Below are 20,697 nucleotides of genomic sequence, written 5' to 3'. Positions count from 1 at the left end.
AATCGCACACCGTTCCGCATACGAGAGCTGTCGGTACCTGGTTCCCATCGCAACACCTCAACCTGGTGTTGCACTTCGTTTGTGAACTCGGGGCATCCAGACGTGCTACGCGAGATGCTCAGGCGTACCGGCAATGGGTCCTGACCTTCGTCAGGATGACGGCGCGCAGACAAGAGCTTTTTCCGAGCACTACCGGCTTTCAGCAGATCCGGCCCGGCTCGCCGCCCGCGCCGACCTCAGTACGCCCGCCCGATCAGCACCCGCTCCACCGACGGACGGCCGGTGAACACGCACGGTCCCTCGTCATGGCCGGTCTGTTCGGTCGGCGCATTGCGGATGGTGAGCTTGAGCGCCTTCAATCGCTCGACCACCTGGTCCAGCTCGGCGCCGGTCGGGCGCACCCAGCGCACGTCGACCCAGCCGGGGTTCACGACGCCTTCCGCAAAATGCGCTTCCACGCCCGCCCAGTCGTCGACCGGCACGATCTGCGCGCGCAGCTTCTCGCGCGACTGTTCGTGCAGCGCCGCCTGGATCGCCTCCAGCGTGGCGCCGACCTCGCCGACGAAGCCGTCGCGCGGCAGGATCGCGCTGTCGAGCTTGCCGTCCTCGCGATACAGCCGGTCGCGGCGCAGCACCGAGACGTTGCCGCCTGCCGCATCGCGCGGGCCGACCTCGACGAGGATCGGCGCGCCCTTCTTCACCCAGCCCCAGCGCTTGTTGGCGGCCTTGGCAGGCTTGAGGTCGAGCAGCGCGCGCACCGGTTCGCCCAGCGCGCTCTGGCCGGCGAGCGCCGCCTGCAGCTCGCGGCAATAGGCGACGACCTCCTCGTCCTCCGGCTTGTCGCGCAGCATCGGCACGATCACCACCTGCCAGGGTGCGATCTTGGGCGGCACGCGCAGCCCGTCGTCGTCGCCGTGCACCATGATGACGCCGCCGATCATGCGCGTCGACACGCCCCAGCTGGTGGTGTTCGCCAGCTCCAGCTCGCCGTTCGCGTTCTGGAAGCGGATGTTCTGCGCCTTGGCGAAATTGGTGCCCAGGAAGTGCGAGGTGCCGGCCTGCAGCGCCTTGCCGTCCTGCATCATCGCCTCGATGCTGTAGGTCGCGACCGCGCCCGGGAAGCGCTCGTTCTCCGGCTTCTCGCCCGCGATGACATGGACGGCCAGGCAATCCTCGGAAAAACTGCGGTAGAGTTCCAGGATCTTGAGCGTCTCCTCGCGCGCCTCATCGACCGAAGCGTGGGCGGTATGGCCTTCCTGCCAAAGAAACTCGCTGGTGCGCAGGAACATGCGGGTGCGCATCTCCCAGCGCACGACGTTCGCCCATTGGTTGATGAGCACCGGCAGGTCGCGCCACGACTGGACCCAGCGCGAAAAGGCGGTGCCGATCACCGTCTCCGACGTCGGCCGCACGACCAGCGGCTCTTCCAGCTTCGCCTCGGGATCGGGAACCAGCCCGCCCTTGCCGTCCGCCACCAGCCGGTGGTGGGTGACGACCGCCATCTCCTTGGCGAAGCCCTCGACATGCTCGGCTTCCTTTTCGAAATAGCTCAGCGGGATGAACAGCGGAAAATAGCAGTTTTCGTGCCCAGTTGCCTTGATCCGGTCGTCGAGCAGCCGCTGGATACGCTCCCAGATGCCATAGCCCCACGGGCGAATGACCATGCAGCCGCGGACGCCGGACTCTTCGGCGAGGTCGGCCTCGGTGATAACGGACTGGTACCAGGCCGCGAAATCGGCCTCGCGAGTGACGGGGAGCGCGTGTTTCATGTCCCTGCCGATAGCGTCGTCCGAGCCCCGCGTCATCTACCCACGCGCGCTCGCGACGGCTTCGGCGGCAGCCCTTTAAAGAGGCGGGGCGGGTCTAGCGGAGCGCTCTAACGGTGAAGAAACACTTCCCGGCAATATAGTGGTTTTGATGAACATGACCGCATCGACAATCACTTAGCCTTTTGCCTCAAGTAAATAGCGCGTTCCTGCATCAGTTAACGTTGCCGGTTCTCGAGGTTTACAGTAGATTAACTACACCGGAGTCGCGGAGGGGGCAGATGAAGGTTGGGGGGAGCGCCAGTAGCGCCCGATATGTCGCGCTACCGGCGCGAGTTCGGAAGTTGACGGGGCGCCCCTCTCCTGCCGCGCGGCTTCAACGCTGCGCGCAGCAGACGACATGGGGCATGAGACGGGTGTCGGCGCTCGCGCTTCTGGCGCTTGCCGCCTGCCAGTCGCCGCGCGCCGGGCTGCCGCACGGCGCCGATGCCTACGGCGTGATCCCGCCGCCGGCCGCCGGAACAGCCCGCAACGAGTATCGCATCGGGCCGCTCGACGTGCTCGCCGTCACCGTCTTCCAGGAGCCCGACCTGACCCAGGCGGGAGTGCAGGTCGACGCGGCGGGCAATCTGCTGATGCCGCTGATCGGCACGATCCATGCCGGCGGCAAGACCGCGCACCAGTTGTCGGCCGAGATCGCCGGCGAATTGGGCAAACGCTATCTCGTCGATCCGCAGGTGACGGTCGCGGTCACCACCGCCGTGTCGCAACAGGTGACGGTCGAAGGCAACGTCACCCTGCCCGGCGTCTACGACATCACCGGCGCGCCGACCTTGCTGGAGGCGCTTGCCCGCGCGCGCAGCCCGACGCGGGTGGCGAGGTTGCAGGAGGTGGTGGTGTTCCGCACCGTCGACGGTCGCCGCGCGGGCGCGGTGTTCGACGTCGCGGCGATCCGCAACGGGCGGGCGCCCGATCCCGAGTTGCTCGGGGGCGACGTGGTCGTGGTGGGGTTCGACGCCGTGAAGGGCGCGTTCCGCGATTTCCTTACCACCGCGCCGCTCGTCAGCGCGTTTCGCACCTTCTGACGGACCGCCATGCCGCGCACGGTCGCCGCCCCTTTCCGAATACCCGCCGCGGCCAGCGAACGCGACGCGAGCCTGCGTTTCGACCTCGCCGCACTGCTCACGGCCCTGCGCCGCAACGCTGCCCTGGTCGCGGCGATCCTGGCGGCGGCGCTGGTGGGAGGCTTGGTACTCACACTCGCAACGCCGCCCGGCTATGTCGCGACCGCGCGCATCCAGATCGACCAGGAGGGCGATCGCGTGCTCGATGGTGCCGAGGTCGAGCGGCAGGCGGACGCCGGCGATGCCGAGCGCTTTCTCCAGACGCAGACGGACGTGCTGCGCAGCCGGTCGCTGAGCATTCGCGTCGCCGAGCGGCTCGCGCTGTTCGACGGCAACGGCTTCTTCGCCGCGATGCGAGCGCCGCTTCCCGAAGGCTCCGCCGTGCGCCGGCGTGAAGCGACGCTGCGGCTTCTGCAAGCGCATCTCACCGTCGATCTGCCGCGCGATTCCAGAGTGGCCAGCCTGTCCTTCGCCAGCAGCGATCCGGCGCTCGCCGCAACCATCGCCAACGCCTATGCGGCCGCGTTCATCGAGGCGAACCTGCAGCGCAAGTTCGACAGCTCGGCCTATGCGCGCCGGTTTCTCTCCGGCCAGCTTGCGAAAGCCAAGGACCGGGTCGAACGCTCCGAGCGGGCGCTCAATCGCTACGCGCGTGCCGCGCGGCTGATCCGCACCCAGCCATCCGCGGACGGCAGCTTGGGATCGGTGACCACCGCCAGCCTCGCGCAGCTGAACCTCGCCGCCAACGAGGCGCGCGCCGGGCGGATCGCGGCCGAGCAGAAGTGGCGCTCGGTCGAGGCGGCGTCGGCGATGGCCATCCCGGACGTGCTGACCAACCTGGCGGTGCAGCGGCTGGTGGAGCAGCGCGCTGCCGGCGCCGCGGAACTCCAGCGCGAGCGGGCGCGGCATCTGAACGACCATCCGACCGTGCGGCAGCTCGTGTCGCAGCAGGCCGAACTCGACCGGCAGATCGCCGATCTGGCAGCTGCGATCCGCGAGTCGATCCGGGGCAGCTATCGCGACGCGCTCGGCCGCGAGCGGGCGCTGATGGAGCAGGTCGACGGGCTCAAAGGCGCAACCCTGGCGGAGCAGGATCGCGGCGTCCGCTACACGCTGCTCGCGCGCGAGGCGGAGACGAACCGCACGCTCTACCACGGGCTGCTTCAGCGCTATCGGGAGCTGAGCGCCGCCGCCGGCATCACCACGAACAACATTTCGGTGATCGACGTGGCCGAGCCGCCGCTCGTGCCGGAATCGCCGCGGCTGGCGCTCAACCTGCTGGTGGCGCTTGCCGCAGGGCTGGTGATCGCCGCCGCAGCCCTGTTTGTTCGGGAGCAGCGCGACGACGGCCTGCGAACGCCGGACGATATCGAGAGGAAGCTCGGGCTGCCGCTGCTCGGCGCGGTGCCGATCACCGCCACCGGCAGCGTACTCGACGCGGTCGACACGCCGCGCACGCCGCTCAACGAAGCCTACGCCTCCTTGTGCGCCGCGCTGCTGCACGCCAGCCCGCACGGGCTGCCGCGCACCATAGTGGTCACCAGCGCGAGCGCCGGCGAGGGCAAATCGACGTCGAGCTACGCGATCGCCGCCGGGCTCGCGCGGCTAGGCCGAAAGGTCGCGCTGGTCGATGCCGATCTCCGCCGGCCTTCGCTCCACCGGATGCTCGATCTTCCCGGGCGCAGCGGCCTCACCAACCTACTCGTCCGCGAGGCGACGCTCGATCAGGCGCTCCAGCCGCTTCGAAGGCGAGGCCTGGCGGTGCTGGCTGCCGGCCCGGCTTCCGAAAGCCCCGCCGAGTCGCTCGGAAGCGCGCGAATGGCCGAGGTGATGGCGACCCTGACGGCGCGGTTCGACACCGTAGTCCTCGACGCGCCGCCGGTCCTCGGCCTCGCCGACGCTCCGATGCTCGCAAGCCAGGCGGAGGCGACGATCCTCGTCGTCGCGGCGAATCAACGCGATGGCGGCGCGGCGGAGGCGGCGCTGCGACGCCTGCACGGCGTTCGCGCATCGGTGCTGGGCGTCGTGCTGACGAAGTTCGACACCCGTCGCGCGGGACAAGGCTACCGCGGCTACTACGACTATGGCGCAGCCGAAGCCCCGCGCGCGGCGGCGGAATGAGCACCGCCTAGGGCGAGTCTGCGGGAAACGTGTTCGCGTACCCGGACGGGGAGTCCAGATTGCTGGCGCGGAGCATCCGCCGCATTCGAACACGCGGAGGCAAGCCGCGCCACCGATGGCGGTGGCGGCACGCGCAAAGCCTTCGCTCCATTGGTTTCCCGATACGCCTGCCGTAGCTGGAGACCCTTCCGTGGGCCGGCAAGAGCTAAGAACCGAGCGGAAAAGAAGCAGCGCGGGAAATCAGCTGAGGCGATTTGCGATCCCGCCCGTGCAATGCACCCGACCTTTGAAATAACATAAGTTAGCCGCTTACCTTCCGCAAAGTAACCGAGACGCCCCCATAAGTAGTCGCAAAGATAACAGTTGACACGAGATTAACTTTACTGCCTCTTCCGCCACTGGGGCTTAGTTGAAAGCCGTGCGAGTCGAGCATCGTCCGCCGCTGCCGCGGTGGCGATCGTTGCGTGACGCCTGTATCGATCCGGGGGGACCGAACACGTGAACCGGCCGAAGACTGCGCTGATCACCGGCGTCACCGGTCAGGACGGCGCCTATCTGTCCGAGCTGCTGCTCGCCAAAGGCTATGTGGTCCACGGCATCAAGCGGCGATCCTCCTCCTTCAACACGGCGCGTATCGAACATCTCTACCAGGACCCGCATGTCGCCGATCCGCGCTTCGTTCTTCATTACGGAGACATGACCGACGGCACCGCCCTGATCCGGGTGGTGCAGGAAACCCAGCCCGACGAGATCTACAACCTCGCGGCGCAGAGCCATGTCGCGGTCAGCTTCGAGACGCCCGAATATACCGCCAATGCCGACGCGCTCGGGACGCTGCGATTGCTGGAAGCGATCCGCCTGCTCGGGCTGATCGGCAAGACACGGTTCTACCAGGCCTCGACCTCCGAGCTGTACGGGCTGGTGCAGCAGGTGCCGCAGTCGGAACGAACGCCCTTCTATCCGCGCAGTCCCTACGCCGCGGCCAAGCTCTACGCCTATTGGATCGTCGTCAATTATCGCGAAGCCTATGGCGTTCACGCGTCCAACGGCATCCTCTTCAATCACGAGAGCCCGTTGCGCGGCGAGACCTTCGTCACCCGCAAGATCACGCGTGCCGCCGCCGCGATCAAGCTGGGGCTTCAGGACAAGCTTTACCTCGGCAACCTCGATGCCCGGCGCGACTGGGGACATGCCCGCGAATACGTCCGCGGCATGTGGATGATCCTGCAGCAGGATCGCCCGGACGACTATGTTCTCGCCACCGGAGAGGCGACGCTGGTGCGCGACTTCGTCGCCCGCGCGTTCGAGGAGGTCGACATCCCCCTCGAGTGGACCGGCCGCGGCATCGCCGAGACCGGCGTCTGCGCCCGCAGCGGCCGGGTGCTGGTCGAAGTCGACCCGCGCTACTTTCGGCCGACCGAAGTCGAGCTGCTGATCGGCGATCCCGCCAAGGCGCGCGATCGGCTAGGCTGGCGGCACGAAACGCGATGGGACGCGCTCTGCGCCGAGATGGTGCGCGAGGATCTGGCCGCCGTGCGCCGCGAGCAGCTTCACCATGCCGAGTGAGGGCTTCTCCCTCTCCGGCAAGCGCATATGGATCGCCGGGCATCGCGGCATGGTCGGCGCCGCGCTGATGCGGCGGCTGGCAAGCGAAGGCTGCACGATCCTCACCGTGCCCCGCGCCGAACTCGACCTTCGCCGTCAGGAGCCGGTCGAGCGCTGGGTCGCCACCCACCGCCCCGACGCGATCTTCCTGGCGGCGGCCAGGGTCGGCGGCATCCTCGCCAACGATCGCGCGCCTGCCGACTTCCTCCACGACAATCTGCTGATCGCGGCGAACGTGGTCGCGGCGGCGCACCGCAGCGGCGTCGGCAAGCTGATGCTGCTGGGATCGAGCTGCATCTATCCCCGGCTGGCCGACCAGCCGATCGCCGAGGAGGCGCTGCTCACCGGCCCGCTCGAGCCGACCAACCGATGGTATGCGGTCGCCAAGATCGCCGGGGTCAAGCTGTGCCAGGCCTATCGCCGCCAGCACGGCTGCGACTTCGTGTCGGTGATGCCGACCAATCTCTACGGCCCCGGCGACAATTTCGATCTGGCGTCCAGCCATGTCCTCCCCGCGCTGATCCTGAAGGCGCACGAGGCGAAGCGGGCGGAGGCTGCCAGCCTGGAGATCTGGGGGAGCGGCACGCCACGGCGCGAGTTCCTCCACGTCGACGATCTCGCCGACGCCTGCGTCCATCTGATGCGGCACTATTCGGACGAGCGCCCGATCAACATCGGATCGGGTGAGGAAATCCGCATCGTCGATCTGGCCCGGCTGGTCGCCGACGTCGTCGGTTTTACCGGCGTCATCGTCTACGACGCCAGCAAGCCCGACGGCACGCCGCGCAAGCTGCTCGACAGCCGCCGGCTCCGCGCCACCGGGTGGCGCCCGCGGATAGGCCTGCGTGACGGGATCGGCCAGGTCTATGCCGCCTGGCAGGAGGGGCAGGCATGAGGATCCTGGTGCTCGGCCTCAACCACGCGCCCGAACCGATCGGGATCGGGCCCTATACCGCGGGCACGCTCGCAGCGCTCGCGGCGGCGGGCCACCAGCTGCGGCTGGTCACCGCCCACGCCTATTATCCCGGCTGGGCACTCGATCCCGCCGACCGGCCCTTGCGCTACCGTCGCGAGCAACGCGACGGCGTCGATGTCCGCCGCTGCCCGCTCTACGTGCCGCGGAAGCCTACCGGGACGCGGCGGCTGGCGCATCACCTGAGCTTCGCGCTGGCCGCGCTGCCGCCGATGCTGGCAGCGGCGGCCTGGTTCCGGCCGGAGCTGGTGCTGACGGTCGCGCCATCCCTGCTCTCGGCGCCGCTCGCCAAGCTCGCCGCGCTGCTCACGGGCGCACGGCTGTGGGTGCACGTCCAGGATTTCGAAACCGAGGCGGCGCTCGCGACCGGGCTGCTCGGCGGTCCGCTCGCGTGGATGGCGCACCGCTTCGAGGCCGCGGTGCTGCACTCGGCGGACACCGTCAGCAGCATCTCGCCACAGATGTGCCGGCGGCTGGAGGAGAAGGGCGTGGCGCCCGAGCGCGTGGTCGAGTTCCGCAACTGGGCGGACACCCATGCGATCGCGCCGCTCGGCGCCTCGTCGCGCTATCGCAGCGAATGGGGGCTCGGGAACCGCCACGTCGCGCTCTATTCCGGCAGCATCGCCAACAAACAGGGCATCGAGATTCTGGTCGAGGCGGCCCATCGTCTCGCTGAACGCGAGGACATCGCCTTCGTGATCTGCGGCGACGGGCCCAATCGCGCGCAGCTGGAAGCGCGTGCGGCCGGGCTGCCGAACCTTCAGTTCCGGCCGCTCCAGCCGGCCGAGCGGATGGGCGAGCTGCTCGGCCTCGCCAGCGTACATCTGCTGCCGCAGCTCGCCGGTGCGGCCGACCTGGTGCTGCCCTCCAAGCTCGCCAACATGCTCGCGAGCGGCCGGCCGGTGGTGGCGACCGCAGCGCCCGGCACCGGCATCGCGCGGGAGATCGAAGGCTGCGGACTGGCAACCCCGCCCGGCGATCCCGCGGCACTGGCGGCCGCGATCGTCGCGCTGATCGACGACGGCTCCCGCGCCGCGGCGATGGGCACGGCCGCCCGCGCACGGGCCGAGGCGCGCTGGAGCCGGGCGGCGATCCTCGAAGGCTTCGTCGCGCGGATCGGAGCCGCTGCGGCATGAGCTTGAGCATCCACGGCGAGGCCGCGCGCCTCGGCGGCCGCTTTGCCGCCAAGGGGCTGGGGCTCGCCGCGCAGTTCGGGACGCTGGTGCTGGTCACCCAGGCGCTCGGCGCGGACGGTTTCGCCGGCTATGCGCTGCTGCTGTCGGTGGCGAGCATCGCGGCGCAACTCGCTGATTTCGGGCTGGGACGCAGCCTGTTCCGCCCGGCACATCGCGGCGTGCCCTTCGCACTGCTCGCGACCCGGAGCCTGGGATTCCGGCTGACGACCGCGGCGCTGCTGCTGCCGGCGGTTCTCGCCTGTGGACGCCACGCCGCACTGCCGCTGGTGCCGCTGGCGCTCGCCTTTGCGGGCACGCTCCTCTTCCACCTCGCCATCCTCAACCGCCAGCAGCAGCTGCTGCGCGGGCGGATTGCGGCAGCCATGCTCTCCGAAGCGACGCCGGCGATCCTCTATTGGGCTGGCCTGCTCTTATGGTGGGCGCTCGCGGGCGGTCTGGGGCTTGCGCCGGCGCTGTGGCTCTACCTGCTGGCCAACGCCGCCGGGTTGGCGCTCTCGATCGTCGCGGCGGACGGCGCCGAGGCATGGCGGGCCGCGCTCCGCGCCGTGCTGCGCCGCCGTCCCGGACGCATGCTCGCCGAAAGCCTGCTGCTCGCGCGGCGGGCGGGACCGGTCGGTATCGAGCTGTTCGTGTCGGTGGCGAGTTTCAACCTGCCCGTGCTGCTCGCCGCAACGCTCGGTGACGGCGGCGCGGACGCGCAGGTGGCACTCTACCAGCGCGTGCTGGGGCTGGAGGTGGCGATCCTGTCGGTGACGGTCGCCGCTCGGCTCAAGCGCTATTACGACGATGGCTTGGTGCGGCGGGTCGATCTACGCCCCGCGCTCGGCTCCGGCGCGCTGGTGTTCGCGATCAACGCCGGCGGCCTGCTGCTGCTAGCGGTGCTGCCCGGCGTCGGCAGCGTCACCCTCCTGACGCTCGCCGCCGGGCTTCGCGACCAGCTGTGGCTGCTGGCGAGCGTCACCGGCCTGATCGCGGTCTATGTCCATTGCTCGATGGCGGCGCTGGGCGGCGACTGGCTGTGGCAGCGTTGCGCGAGCGGCGGGTGCGGACTGGCGACCACGATCGTCGCTGCGACGCTGCTCGCCCGCGCCGGAATGGCCGGGCTGCCGATGGTGCTGGCGGCGTCGCTCGCCGGGCAGGTCGTGGCGCTCGCGTTGCTGCTCGCTGCCCTCGCCCGCGGCGGTGCCCGCCTCCAGCTGCCCGGCGTCGCCACGCCGCTCCGCGCAGGCGCGCACTGATGCCGCCGCCCCGCCTCCTGCTGTTCGACCCGAGCATCGCCAGCCGCAACCTGGGCGACCAGATCATCCTGGAGGCGGTCGAGAAGGTCGTCGCCGAGCTGTTCCCCACCGCGCATGTCGTGCGCGTCCCCACCCAGCTGCCGCTCGGCCTCGCCGGCAAGCGGCTGCTGCGCCACGGCGATCGGGCGATCGTCGGCGGGACCAACCTGCTCACGTCGCACATGCTGCGCTACCGACAGTGGAAGATCGACCCCGTCGACGCCGCGCTGCTGCGCGACTGTACGCTGCTGGGCGTCGGCTGGTGGCAATATCAGGGCGCACCCGACGCCTATACCCGCCGGCTCCTGTGCGCCACCCTCGCCCCCGCGCGGCTGCATGCGGTGCGCGACGAATATACCGCGGCCAACCTTCGCCGCGCCGGCATCGCGCAGGTCGTCAACACCGGCTGCCCGACGCTGTGGGCGCTCGATCAGGCGCTGCTCGACCGGGCGAGCGCCGCACCGTCGGACGCGGTGGTCTGCACCGTCACCGACTATCGCCCCGATCCGGCACGCGACGGGCGGATGCTCGACCTGCTGCGCCGCCACTACGCCAGGCGCTATCTGTGGCTGCAGGGCATCGGCGATTGGGCCTATCTCCAGCGGCTCGACACGAGCGGGTTCGAGATCGTCGACCCGAACCTCGCCGCCTTCGACGCGGTGCTGCGAACCCGCTGCGAGTTCCTCGGCACGCGCCTCCATGCCGGCATCCGCGCCCTGCAGGCCGGCTGCTACGCGCGGATCATCCCCGTCGACAATCGCGCCACCGAAATGGCGCGCGACTTCGGCCTGCCGCTGCTCGCCGACCTGACGGAGAGCGCCTTCGACGACGCGTTCGTCCACCGCCGCGGCATGGCGCTGCGCGTGCCGGTCGAGGCGATCGCCCGCTGGAAGCGCCAGTTCGCCGAGGGTCCTGCGGCATGAGGATCGTCGCGCTCAACATCCGCGCTACGCAGGGCGGTGCTGGACGGGCCGGCTACGACCTCCACCACCGGCTGCGCGCAGCGGGACACGATATGTCGCTGCTCTACGGCTATGGCTCGGGCATCGCGCCCGATCCGGCGGTCGCGGGCGAGCCGGACGTGGCGATGCTCGGCTCGCGCGCGGCGGTGCTCGCCAACTACGCCGCCCACCTGCTGATCGGACGGGAGGCCGTCCTCGCGAGCGCCGCGCGGCTGCGCGCGGCGGTGGCCGACGCCGACGTCGTCCACCTCCATGCCGCGCACCATTGGTATCTCCACTGGACGGGGCTGATGCGGATGCTCGCCGACAGCGGCAAGCCGGTGGTGCTCACCGCGCACGACTGGTGGCTGGTGAGCGGACGCTGCGCGATCCCGCGCGACTGCACCGGCTGGCGGCGCGGGTGCGGCGAATGCGGGCCGCGGCGGTTCGAGGATCTGCCCGTGCTGGTCGACCGGTCACGCGCGATTCGCCGGGAGCGGCACGCCGCGCTGCGGCTGCTCGGCGAGCGGCTGACGCTCGTCTGCCCCTCCCACCATCTCGCCCGCGATCACCGCATGGCGTTGCCGGACCTGCGCATCGCCCGCATCGCCAACGCACTGGACCGCGAGTTCGAAAGGGCACTTGCCGCCGCTACTCCCGAATCCTCGCGCCGCGGCCATCTGTTCTGCGCCGCCGATCTCTGCGCACCGGGCAAGATCGATGCCGAGCTCGTCCGCGCGCTCCTCGCCGAGCCCGGCATCTCGGTCGCGCTAGTCGGCCGCGGCGATCCGTGCGGCGACCCGCGCGCAGTCCATCATGGCGAGGTCCGCTCGCGCGACCAGCTAGCCGCCCTCTATCGCGGGGCCCATGCGCTGCTGTTCACCTCGCAGATGGACAATGCGCCGCTGACGATTCTCGAGGCGCTGAGCGCCGGCTGCTACGTCGTCGCCTACGCCTCTCCCGCCGCGCAGGAGATGCTGGCTGAGGTCGGCGGACGCTGCGTCCACTCGGCCGCAGAGGCGCTGGCGGTGGTCCGCGCCGGACGGGAGGCGGCCCTCTATGGCGGCATCTCCCCGGCCGAACTCGCCCGCCGGGCCCGGCGCGCCTGGTCCGGCGCCGCGATGACCCAGGCGTATCTCGGCCTCTACGCCGCCGCGAGCGCGCGCACGGGCGCGAAGCGCGCGGCATGAGCGGACCGCTCCCCCGGCTTTCGATCGTCACGGTCGTTCGCAACGACGCGGCCGGGCTGGAGCGCACCCGCCGCTCGCTCACCGAACAGACCGTCGCCTTCGAGTGGATCGTCGTCGACGGCGCCTCCACCGATGGAACGCGGGAGCGGGTGCTGGCGCTGTTCGCGCTCGAGCAGGCGCGCGGCGTCTCCGAGCCCGACGGCGGCATCTACGATGCGATGAACAAGGGGCTGCGGCTCGCGCGCGGCGACTATGTGCTGTTCCTCAACGCCGGCGATCATCTGGCGGGACCTGCCGCGCTGGCGCAGGCGAGCGCCGCCATTGCCGCCGCCGGCAGCCCCGACATCGTCTTCTTCGCCTCCCGCATGGCGTTCGGCCGCCGCACGATCCTGCGCCCGGTCAAGCGCCCGACCTATCTTCGCCACGGTCAGCCCGCGCTGCACCAGGCGACCTTCGTCCGGCGAACGCGCCACCTCGCCCATCCCTTTACCCCCGCCTACCGCATCTGCGGCGACTATGACGCGTTGGCCCGCATGGCGTCGGCGGGTGCGCGCATGGTGAGCGTGCCGGAAGTGATCGGCGTCAACGCGTTCGAGCCGGGCGCGATGTCGAACAACAAGCTGCGGCTGATCCGCGAGGCGGCGGCGATCCAGCGGCGGGTGCTGGCGCTATCGTGGTGGACGATCGGCTGGAGCGCCGCCCGGCGCGCCCTGCACTCCGCCGTCTTCAAACTGCTCACCGCCGCCGCTCCGGGAAAGCGCACCCTGCGGTGACGGCGCGAGGGGCACCCGCCCTGCGATGGCTCGGCGCGGTCGGCGTGGTGGGCCTCTACCTCCGGCTGCTCGCGATCGGCGACTATGCCGTGACGATCGGCGGGATGATCGCAGCGGCGGTGCTGCTGCTTTCGCTCCGACGCGTGGCGCCGTCGCTGCTGCCGCTCGCCGTCGCCGCGCTGTTGCTGCTGTGGCCGTTGCTGGTGTTCGCCGGCGCCTCGCTCATCGGCGCGGCGCTGCTGCCGGCTGCGGAGACGTTCCTTCGATCCTATGCGCTGTGGGCCGGTTCAGTAACGCTGATCACCCTCGCCTTCGTCAGCCGATCCCCGGTGCAGTTGCACGGCGCCTTCGCCGTCGCGCTGCTGGTACTCGGGGTCGCCGCGGCACAGCTGCTGCTGGTCGGCGTGGCGGACAGCCGTGCCGGCTTCGCGCTGGTCGCGCCGCTGCTCGGTGTCGATCTGGACCACGGCTACCTTCAGGTGGCGAGCGGCTGGAGCGCGCGGGCGATCGGTCTCTATTACGAGCCGTCGATGTGCGGCCGCGTGCTCGGCACGCTCGCGTTCGTCGACCTGATCCGCCACCGCCGGCCGGCGCGGGTCGCAGCGGTGCTGCTGCTCGCGCTGCTCCTCACCCGGTCGCTGGGGCTGGTCGTGCTGGTGGTGGCGCTGGGCGCGGTGCTGCTCGGCCGGTCGCTGCGCGACCTGCTCGCGCTGGCGCTGGTCTGCCTGGCCATCGTCGCGCTGCAGGGCGACGAGATCGTCGCGCGGCTGGGTGGCGGTCGGCTGCAGCAGGCGGACTCCTCCGCCGCCCGCCGGACGGTTGCGCCTCTGGTGCCGCTGTCACAGGCGCTGGCGCAAAACCCGGCAGGCATCCCCGTCGGCGCGAACGAGCATCTCGCCGAGACGAGCGGCTATCGCCGCCGCACCGGCGAGACGAAGATCACCAACGGCATCTACGAAGCGATGCTCTACCTGGGCGTGCTCGGCGTCGCCGCGCTGGGCGTGGCGCTCACCGCGGTCGCCTGGCTGGTCGGCACCGGCCAGCGCGAGCGTGGAGCGGCGCTGCTCTACCTGCTGCTGTCGACCGCGCTGTCGGGCAGCTTCCTCGCGATCGAATCCTCGCTGCTGACCTATTTCTTCGTCGTCGCCTGCCTGGCGGAGCACCGCCGCCGATACGGTCACGCACCGCCGCCGCTGCGCCTCGTCCAGCCGCCGCCGGTCCGCCGGCCGGCGTGGCGTACCGCAGGCTGACCGATCCCGCCGCGGCGCGGGATCGGCCGCACGCCCCTACGCCATCGCCGCAGCGATCGCCTGGCCGATCCGCCGGCCGAGATAGACATGGCCCTGCGGCGTCGGATGGACGCTGTCGGTGCCCGTGTAGAGCGCCCGATTGCCCGCGCCGATCATCCCCTCCAGGTCGACGAAGCGCACCCCCGCCGCCGCGGCACGCTCGGCAATCGCCGCGCGCACCGTGCCGAGCCCGCCGGTCGGACCGAGCGGCGTCCACGGGCCGAGCGACACCAGCCGCGCGCCGGGCCACGCCGCACGTATCGCCGCGATCGTCGCATCGTAGCTCGCACGCAGCCGCTGCACCCCGGCGGCATCGACGGCCGCGTCGTTGTAGCCGAGCGCCGTGACGACGATGTCGGGGGCGCGGGTGAGCACGGCGATGCCGCGGCCGATCCGCGCGACGGGGGCGTTGCTGCCAGGGCTGTTCCAGCCGCTCCCCCCGATCCCGTCGCTCCAGCCGTCCATCTGCAGCTGCGCCGCCGCCGCCGCGACCCAGTTGCGGGCTGCCGAGAGCGCACCGGTGCCCTGGGTATAGCTGTCGCCCAGCACCGCGAGCAGCCCGGCGCCGGCGCGGTCGCCGGGCGCCCAGGCGCTGCCCGCCGCATCGAGATAGAGGCCGCCGAACAACAGGTTGGTCCCCGCCAGCCGATAGTGCCGCGGACGGCGCGGATCGGCGTCGGCGCTCCAGTCGAGCTTCACCAGCCGGCGATCGCCGGTGGCCGGTGTCGCGAAGGCGCCCGCCTGCACCGGCTGGCCGTCGACGAACAGGTCGAACACCGCATTGTACTTGAGCACCAGCAGGTCGAGCTGGCTGGCGTCGCTCATCCATTCCCACTGCACGAACGCGCCGAAGGCGGTGTTACCCGCCCCGTCCGACGCGCCGTAGAGCGCAGGGTCGGCGGCGATCGGCACCACCGGCGGCCCGGTCCGGCGGAAGCTGCCGCTCGTCGCCGGCACCCGAACCGCCCCCGCGATCCCCGTCGTTGCGGCATCGGTGACGATCACCGCCGGCGGCACGGGCAGCACGGTGAACCCGGGGAGCGGACCCCCGGGGCTGCGGCCGCGCTGCGGATCGCGAGTCCGCGCGCGGACTGCCCCGCCGCCTCGCTCGCGCGTGCGCCGAGGCCGCGCGCCAGCAGGTCGGCGCTCATTGCGCCACCCGATAGGCGACGGTGCCGCTCGTCGGCGCCAGGTCGAGATAATAGCTCGCGCCGGCGACGCTCTCCTCGGCGACCACTTCGTTGGCGTTGGCGGTGAACACGCCCCAGGGCGCCCCCGCCAGCGTCAGCGGCTCGGCGGTCGCGCCGCCGTCGACGGAGCGCAGCAGCGTCGCCCGCCCCGTCCAGCTGCCCGACAGCGTCAGGTGGATCGGCCGATCGAGCTCCGGGACGAACGGACCGGAGCGGGTTGCGGCGGACGCGGTGCCGGCGAGCGGCACGACCGCGAGGCTGCCGCGCGCCAGACGGACCGGCATCGGATTGGCGGCGTCCACGAACACCGCCTCGTCTCCGGGCTGGCCGAACGAGAGCCCGACCGCGGGGACGAAGGTGGCCGGTACGTCGATGGGGATAGAAGACATGGCAGGGCCTCCGGACAGTTGCTCGTCGCGGTGTGATCCGAAACCGCCCGTGTAGGAAAGCAGAAACGTACCTTATTGGTTATTCGGAAAGCTGTGACCGCTGCTTCAACGGCCGTGCAGGATTGCCGGAGTAGACCGTCCAGGCGGCAAGGTCGCGCATCGCCACCCCGCGCGCGCCGAGCACCGCACCGGTGCCGATGCGCACACCGGGCCCGACAAAGGCCTCCGCCGCGACCCAGGCATGATCCTCGATCGCGATCGGCCGCAGCAGCAGCGGAAACAGCGGGTCGGCCATGTCGTGCGTGCTCGCGCACAGGCTCGCGTCCTGCGACACCACCACCGATGCGCCGATGCGGATCCGCCCCTGGTTGTAGCAACGCACCCGCGGCCCGAGGATCGATCCCGCGCCGACCGAGAGATTGGCCGGGTGCCAGATCCGTACCGAAGCATAGACCCGCGCGCGCGCGCCGATCTCCGCACCCCAGGCGCGCAGCAGCCAGCGGCGCCAGCGATGCAGCGGCGGCGGCGTCCAGCGCGCGAGCAGCAGCCAGCTCAGCCCCCAGGCGACCCGTGCCACCTTGTTGCCGAGCGAAAAGCTGGGGCCATGCCGGCTCGTCGCCCGCAACCGCTCGCCTGCGTCGTCCATCCCCGCCCCCGCCAAGTTGCGACGGCGACGATCATAGCCGAGCCCGGACGGAGCGCTACCGCCGTCATGCCGCCCAGGCGGCGACGTCCTCCTGCTCGCCGATCAGCGCGAGGCCGTGGGCGATCGAGGTGAGTTCGCCGCCGGTCGCGATGCGGTCGTCGCCGAAGCGCTCGGTAAACAGCCGACGAATGCGTGGCGTGAGCGAGGTGCCGCCGGTCAGGAACACGCGGTCGATCGCCGCGGGTACGATGCCCGCCACCTCCAGCGCGCGGTCAACCGCCGCCTCGATCCGCGCGACGTCAGGCGCGATCCACGCCTCGAACTGCGCGCGGGTCACCGCCGCTTCGATCGACAGCCCCCCACCATCGAAGCGGAAGCACGCGTTCTCCGTCGCCGACAGGTCGCGCTTCACCTGCCCCACCGCATCGTAGAGGCGGAAGCCCTGCTCTTCCTCGATCACCGCGATCATCCGCGCGATGGCGTCGGGATCGAGTGCGCTGCGGCGCAGCTTGTCGAGTTCGGCTAGGGTGCGGCGGTTCCGCATCAGCGCCAGCCGCGACCAGTCGGCGAAATCGCCGAAATAGCCGCGCGGAATTTCGAGCACCTTGTCGAACGAGCGATAGCTGCCGCCCTTGCCGAGCAGCGGCATCACCAGATGGTCGAGGATGCGATAGTCGAACCGGTCGCCGGCGATGCCGACGCCGGCGTGGCCGAGCGGCTCGCAGCGCCGCGCCGCACCGGGCGCCGCGATCCGCACCACCGAAAAGTCGCTGGTGCCGCCGCCGAAGTCCGCGACCAGGATCGTCGCCGGATGGTCGATCCGCGCCGCATAGCTGAACGCCGCGCCGAGCGGTTCGTAGACGTAGTGAACCTCCGCCCCCAGCGCGGCGAACATCGCATCGTAGCGCGTCCGCGCCAGCGCCTCGTCTGGCCGGTGCCCGGCATATTCGACCGGCCGGCCGACGACGACGCGGTCGATACCGGCGAAGCCGCCGCGGCTGCGCGCCGCCATCTTGTCGAGGAACAGCCGCCCGAGATCCTCGAAGCGGTAGCGGCGATCGAACACCGTGGCATGCTCGAACGCGCTGCTCGCCGCGACCGACTTGAACGACTGGAGGAAGCGACTGCCCTCGGGATATTCGAGATATTCGGCGATCGCCCAAGGCCCCGCCTCGGCGGCGATTCCGCCCGCGACATCCTCGTCCTGCCAGAAGCAAAGCGCCGATCGGAACACCGCCGCCGCGTGCTCCGGGCCGTCGAGCAGGACCAGTTCCGATTCGCCGCCCGTCGCGCGGGCCGCGACCGAGTTGGTGGTGCCGAAGTCGAGCCCGAGGGCGATGGGTGCTGCGTGCGACATGGGCGTGCGGCCCTACACGCTTTGCGCCCGGGCTCAACCCGGATCGCGCGGCGGGACGCCGAAGCGCCCCGCCCGTCACGTCAGAAGTTCACGTTGACCGTCGCCAGCAGCTTGCGGCCGTTGCGGTACACGCCGCGCGGCAGCCGCGGGGTGTTGGCGTAGGCGTAATATTCACTGTCCGTCAGGTTCATGCCCGACAGCGTCAGACCGACCTGCGGCGTGAACTTGTACGTCGCCGACACGTCCAGATTGTCGTTGCTGCGGACGTACATCTCGTCGCCGCGATCCAGGGCGGTGAAATACTTCGACCGCCAGGTGTAGGTCGCACGGATCGCCACCGGCCCCTGTTCGAAGAACGGGCTGGCGTTGATCTGGTGCTTCGAATTGTACGGCAGGTCGGCGCCGTCCGCGCCCTCGCCATCCGAGTAGGTGTAGTTGGCGAGGAAGCCGAAGCCGTAGGGCAGGTTCTGCTGATAGGCGACCGCCACGCCCTTCACCCGCGCGTCGCCGGCATTGTACGGCCGGCTGATCTGGTAGGTGGTGACGCGCCCCTGATCCTGGTTGAAATACTGCTCCGGCGCGGTGCGCTGGAGGATGTAGTTGCTGATATTCTTGTAGAAGGCCTCGACGGCGAGGATCGCCTGCGGCTGGAAATACCATTCGACCGAGGCGTTGAGGTTGTCCGAACGATAGGGGTCGAGGTCGGGATTGCCGCCGCCGCCGGTGAGGATCTGGTCCGACAGCCAGAAATAGTTGGTCATGTCGGCATAGTTCGGCCGCGCGATCACTTCGGCACCCGCGACGCGGAACAGCAGGTCGTCGCGCAGCGAGACCGCCAGGTTGAAGCTCGGCAGCACGTTCTCGTAGCTCTTGTGCGTGCTCTGCCAGGTCCAGTCCGTCTGGGTGTTGCAGGCGGCACCGGGGTTGCAGACGTAACCCGCGCTGTCGACGCCGGTGTTGACGTAGCGCACGCCGAAGTTGCCGCGCACCGGCCCCGCCTCGACGTTGACCTGGCCGTAGACCGCGTGGATGTCTTCGCGGATGTCCCAGTTGCCGGCGGTGAACTCGGCCGCGGCGAAGATCGAGGGCGTCGGCAGCGTCAGCCCGGAGCCGTTCTCGACATAATCGAGCATCGACTTGCCATCGATCACGAAGCGCTCGCGCATCTGATCGTTTACGCCCTTGAACCCGCGCAGATAATTGTCCGCGGCGGTCTGCGGGTCGAACAGGGAGGCCGACGCCGCGATGCCGTTGAGCGAGATACCGGCGTAGCGCTGCCCGGTCTCGTGGCGGCGGAACTTGTAGCCGACCTGCAGCCGCTTGACCGCCCCGTCGAGATCGTAGCCGAAATCGATCTGGCCGTAGCGTTCCTTGTCGCTGGTCGGCTTCGAGACCAGGTTGCCGCTCCAGCCGGCGTCGGTGGCGAAAGCGGCCGGGTTGCCGAGCACGTCGGTGGTGTAGCTGATGCTGCCCGGGCGGTCCGGCGCACCGGAAAGATCGACGGTGTAGCTCGCCTTGTTGAGGAACTCGAGGAACACCTGCCGCTTGGTGCCGCCGTCGGCGTCCGACATGCCGCCTTCCAGGTTCAGGTCCCAGCCGTCGCCGTCCCATCCTGCCTTGGCGTGGTAGGTGTCGGAGTGCATCTCCGCCTCGCGATACTGGACGTCGAGCACACTCAGCGCGTTGTCGAACGAGGCGCGCGTGACGACGCCGTCCTCCACCTCGATGCCGGTCAGCGCGCCCAGGCTGTTCCAGGTGTTGCCCTGAAATGCGAACATCGACTGGTTGAGGTTGTCGTAGGTCGCGTCGATCTTGAGCCAGTTGAACTCCAGCAGCAGCTGGTCGACCGGCTTCCACTGCACCGACGCCGAATAGCTCAGCCGCTCGCGCCCCTGCTCGAAATAGGAGGTGCCGAACGCGTTGGGGCTGCGCGCGTCGAGGTTTGCGGCGAGCGTGTCGGCACAGGCGCCGGTGCAGCCGAAGTTGCGCGAGTCGACCGGGTTGTCCGCATTGCCCCCCGCCCACTGGTTCGCGGCGATCGTGCCGTAGGATTCGAGGCCATCGCGCCGCAGCCGGTCCTTGGAACGCTGGAAGGCGGCGAGGATGCCGAAGGTTTCCGACGGGTTGCGCCAGCTGACGAGCGCCGAACCTTGGAGATCGCCCTTCTCCGACCGGTCGTTGTAGAGGTAGCTGAGCGACGCCGCGACGGTGAGCGGCTGGAGGTCGAGCGGCTTGCGCGTGTTGACGTTGACGGTGCCGCCGATCGACCCCTCGTCGATCCGCGCCTCGGGCGTCTTGAACACGTCGACCCGGCCGACGAGCTGCGGTGCGAGCAGCGCATAGTTGAAGGTGCGCCCGGGCGAGTCGAGGATGAACCAATCAGCCGAGGCGACCGTCTGGCCGTTGAGCAGCGTGCGGTTGAGCGCCGGGTCGGTGCCCAGGATCGAGACCTTTTCGCCCTGCCCGAACTGCCGGTCGATCGTCACGCCGGGAACCAAAGTCAGCGCCTCGGCGACGTTGGTGTTGGGGAACTTGCCGACGTCCTCCGCCGATACCGAGTCGACGATCGCGTCCGCCGCGCGCTTGGTGGCGAGCGCCTGCGCCAGCGAAGCGCGATAGCCGGTGACGACGATCTCCTCGCTTGCCTGGTCGTCATCCGGCGCGGCGGCGCTGGCGCCGTTCTGCGGTGCCTCGCCGGTCTGGGCGTGCGCGCTGCACGCGATGAGCGCGGCTGCGCTGGCGGAACCGACGAGAAAAGTTCGAATCCCCATTTCGTGTCCCCTTCTGCTGATATCCGGCCCAATGCATGACTCTGTGATACCAATAAGCGGACCATCCGTAGTAAAACCGTCATGGTCAA

The 20,697-nt window shown here is 70.1% G+C and carries 16 protein-coding genes; 10 read left to right on the top strand and 6 right to left on the bottom strand.

What is annotated here, in order from left to right; translation table 11 throughout:
• Positions 1-236: 236 nt before the first annotated feature.
• Positions 237-1,769, bottom strand: a complete 1,533-nt coding sequence (gene proS, locus ACBY01_RS09115; protein WP_416460490.1) for a proline--tRNA ligase — start codon at positions 1,767-1,769, stop codon at positions 237-239.
• A gap of 404 nt (positions 1,770-2,173) precedes the next feature.
• Here proS and ACBY01_RS09110 point away from each other — a divergent pair, with 404 nt between their 5' ends.
• The 10 genes from ACBY01_RS09110 to ACBY01_RS09065 all read left to right on the top strand — a co-directional run bounded on the left by ACBY01_RS09110 (position 2,174) and on the right by ACBY01_RS09065 (position 14,216).
• Positions 2,174-2,851, top strand: coding sequence for a polysaccharide biosynthesis/export family protein (locus ACBY01_RS09110; RefSeq protein WP_416460489.1), 678 nt, complete (start codon positions 2,174-2,176; stop codon positions 2,849-2,851).
• Between the two features lie 9 nt (positions 2,852-2,860).
• Positions 2,861-5,011, top strand: a complete 2,151-nt coding sequence (locus ACBY01_RS09105) for a GumC family protein (RefSeq protein ID WP_416460488.1) — start codon at positions 2,861-2,863, stop codon at positions 5,009-5,011.
• Between the two features lie 498 nt (positions 5,012-5,509).
• Positions 5,510-6,577 (top strand): GDP-mannose 4,6-dehydratase, encoded by a 1,068-nt coding sequence (gmd, locus tag ACBY01_RS09100; RefSeq protein ID WP_416460487.1) that lies wholly within the window; start codon positions 5,510-5,512, stop codon positions 6,575-6,577.
• Positions 6,567-7,511, top strand: a complete 945-nt coding sequence (locus tag ACBY01_RS09095) for a GDP-L-fucose synthase family protein (protein WP_416460486.1) — start codon at positions 6,567-6,569, stop codon at positions 7,509-7,511. The genes gmd and ACBY01_RS09095 overlap by 11 nt, the downstream gene beginning before the upstream one ends.
• Positions 7,508-8,725 carry a WcaI family glycosyltransferase gene (locus ACBY01_RS09090; protein WP_416460485.1) on the top strand — a complete coding sequence of 406 codons (1,218 nt, stop codon included), beginning with the start codon at positions 7,508-7,510 and terminating at the stop codon, positions 8,723-8,725. The genes ACBY01_RS09095 and ACBY01_RS09090 overlap by 4 nt, the downstream gene beginning before the upstream one ends.
• Entirely contained in the window at positions 8,722-10,023 is a 1,302-nt protein-coding gene (locus ACBY01_RS09085; protein WP_416460484.1) for a polysaccharide biosynthesis protein, read from the top strand. Before ACBY01_RS09090 ends, ACBY01_RS09085 begins: the two co-directional genes overlap by 4 nt.
• Positions 10,023-10,985, top strand: a complete 963-nt coding sequence (locus tag ACBY01_RS09080; protein ID WP_416460483.1) for a polysaccharide pyruvyl transferase family protein — start codon at positions 10,023-10,025, stop codon at positions 10,983-10,985. The genes ACBY01_RS09085 and ACBY01_RS09080 overlap by 1 nt, the downstream gene beginning before the upstream one ends.
• A complete protein-coding gene (locus ACBY01_RS09075; protein ID WP_416460482.1) occupies positions 10,982-12,193 on the top strand; it encodes a glycosyltransferase in 1,212 nt (403 codons plus the stop codon). Before ACBY01_RS09080 ends, ACBY01_RS09075 begins: the two co-directional genes overlap by 4 nt.
• A complete protein-coding gene (locus ACBY01_RS09070) occupies positions 12,190-12,966 on the top strand; it encodes a glycosyltransferase family 2 protein (protein ID WP_416460481.1) in 777 nt (258 codons plus the stop codon). Before ACBY01_RS09075 ends, ACBY01_RS09070 begins: the two co-directional genes overlap by 4 nt.
• Positions 12,963-14,216 carry a hypothetical protein gene (locus tag ACBY01_RS09065; RefSeq protein WP_416460480.1) on the top strand — a complete coding sequence of 418 codons (1,254 nt, stop codon included), beginning with the start codon at positions 12,963-12,965 and terminating at the stop codon, positions 14,214-14,216. Before ACBY01_RS09070 ends, ACBY01_RS09065 begins: the two co-directional genes overlap by 4 nt.
• Before the next feature lie 36 nt (positions 14,217-14,252).
• Here ACBY01_RS09065 and ACBY01_RS09060 read toward each other — a convergent pair whose 3' ends face one another.
• The 5 genes from ACBY01_RS09060 to ACBY01_RS09040 form a co-directional block, all read right to left on the bottom strand.
• On the bottom strand, positions 14,253-15,281 hold the full coding sequence (locus ACBY01_RS09060; RefSeq protein ID WP_416460479.1) for an SGNH/GDSL hydrolase family protein: 1,029 nt from the start codon (positions 15,279-15,281) through the stop codon (positions 14,253-14,255).
• Between the two features lie 121 nt (positions 15,282-15,402).
• Entirely contained in the window at positions 15,403-15,834 is a 432-nt protein-coding gene (locus tag ACBY01_RS09055) for a hypothetical protein (protein WP_416460478.1), read from the bottom strand.
• A gap of 79 nt (positions 15,835-15,913) precedes the next feature.
• Positions 15,914-16,480, bottom strand: a complete 567-nt coding sequence (locus ACBY01_RS09050) for an LbetaH domain-containing protein (RefSeq protein ID WP_416460477.1) — start codon at positions 16,478-16,480, stop codon at positions 15,914-15,916.
• Positions 16,481-16,544: 64 nt separating this feature from the next.
• Positions 16,545-17,837 (bottom strand): Hsp70 family protein, encoded by a 1,293-nt coding sequence (locus ACBY01_RS09045; protein WP_416460476.1) that lies wholly within the window; start codon positions 17,835-17,837, stop codon positions 16,545-16,547.
• A gap of 80 nt (positions 17,838-17,917) precedes the next feature.
• Positions 17,918-20,608 carry a TonB-dependent receptor gene (locus tag ACBY01_RS09040; RefSeq protein ID WP_416460475.1) on the bottom strand — a complete coding sequence of 897 codons (2,691 nt, stop codon included), beginning with the start codon at positions 20,606-20,608 and terminating at the stop codon, positions 17,918-17,920.
• Positions 20,609-20,697: the final 89 nt, after the last annotated feature.

It is taken from the genome of Sphingomonas mangrovi (assembly GCF_047975845.1).
GTDB lineage: Bacteria > Pseudomonadota > Alphaproteobacteria > Sphingomonadales > Sphingomonadaceae > Sphingomonas.
Note: the sequence above shows the minus strand (reverse complement) of the source record. Positions and strands in the feature narration are given on the sequence as shown.

Bases quoted from the DNA above. Each gene is read 5' to 3' on its own strand.
- proS (WP_416460490.1), bottom strand. From the start codon at position 1,769: ATGAAACACGCGCTCCCCGTCACTCGCGAGGCCGATTTCGCGGCCTGG.
- ACBY01_RS09110 (WP_416460489.1), top strand. From the start codon at position 2,174: ATGAGACGGGTGTCGGCGCTCGCGCTTCTGGCGCTTGCCGCCTGCCAG.
- ACBY01_RS09105 (WP_416460488.1), top strand. From the start codon at position 2,861: ATGCCGCGCACGGTCGCCGCCCCTTTCCGAATACCCGCCGCGGCCAGC.
- ACBY01_RS09095 (WP_416460486.1), top strand. From the start codon at position 6,567: ATGCCGAGTGAGGGCTTCTCCCTCTCCGGCAAGCGCATATGGATCGCC.
- ACBY01_RS09090 (WP_416460485.1), top strand. From the start codon at position 7,508: ATGAGGATCCTGGTGCTCGGCCTCAACCACGCGCCCGAACCGATCGGG.
- ACBY01_RS09085 (WP_416460484.1), top strand. From the start codon at position 8,722: ATGAGCTTGAGCATCCACGGCGAGGCCGCGCGCCTCGGCGGCCGCTTT.
- ACBY01_RS09080 (WP_416460483.1), top strand. From the start codon at position 10,023: ATGCCGCCGCCCCGCCTCCTGCTGTTCGACCCGAGCATCGCCAGCCGC.
- ACBY01_RS09075 (WP_416460482.1), top strand. From the start codon at position 10,982: ATGAGGATCGTCGCGCTCAACATCCGCGCTACGCAGGGCGGTGCTGGA.
- ACBY01_RS09070 (WP_416460481.1), top strand. From the start codon at position 12,190: ATGAGCGGACCGCTCCCCCGGCTTTCGATCGTCACGGTCGTTCGCAAC.
- ACBY01_RS09055 (WP_416460478.1), bottom strand. From the start codon at position 15,834: ATGTCTTCTATCCCCATCGACGTACCGGCCACCTTCGTCCCCGCGGTC.
- ACBY01_RS09050 (WP_416460477.1), bottom strand. From the start codon at position 16,480: ATGGACGACGCAGGCGAGCGGTTGCGGGCGACGAGCCGGCATGGCCCC.
- ACBY01_RS09045 (WP_416460476.1), bottom strand. From the start codon at position 17,837: ATGTCGCACGCAGCACCCATCGCCCTCGGGCTCGACTTCGGCACCACC.
- ACBY01_RS09040 (WP_416460475.1), bottom strand. From the start codon at position 20,608: ATGGGGATTCGAACTTTTCTCGTCGGTTCCGCCAGCGCAGCCGCGCTC.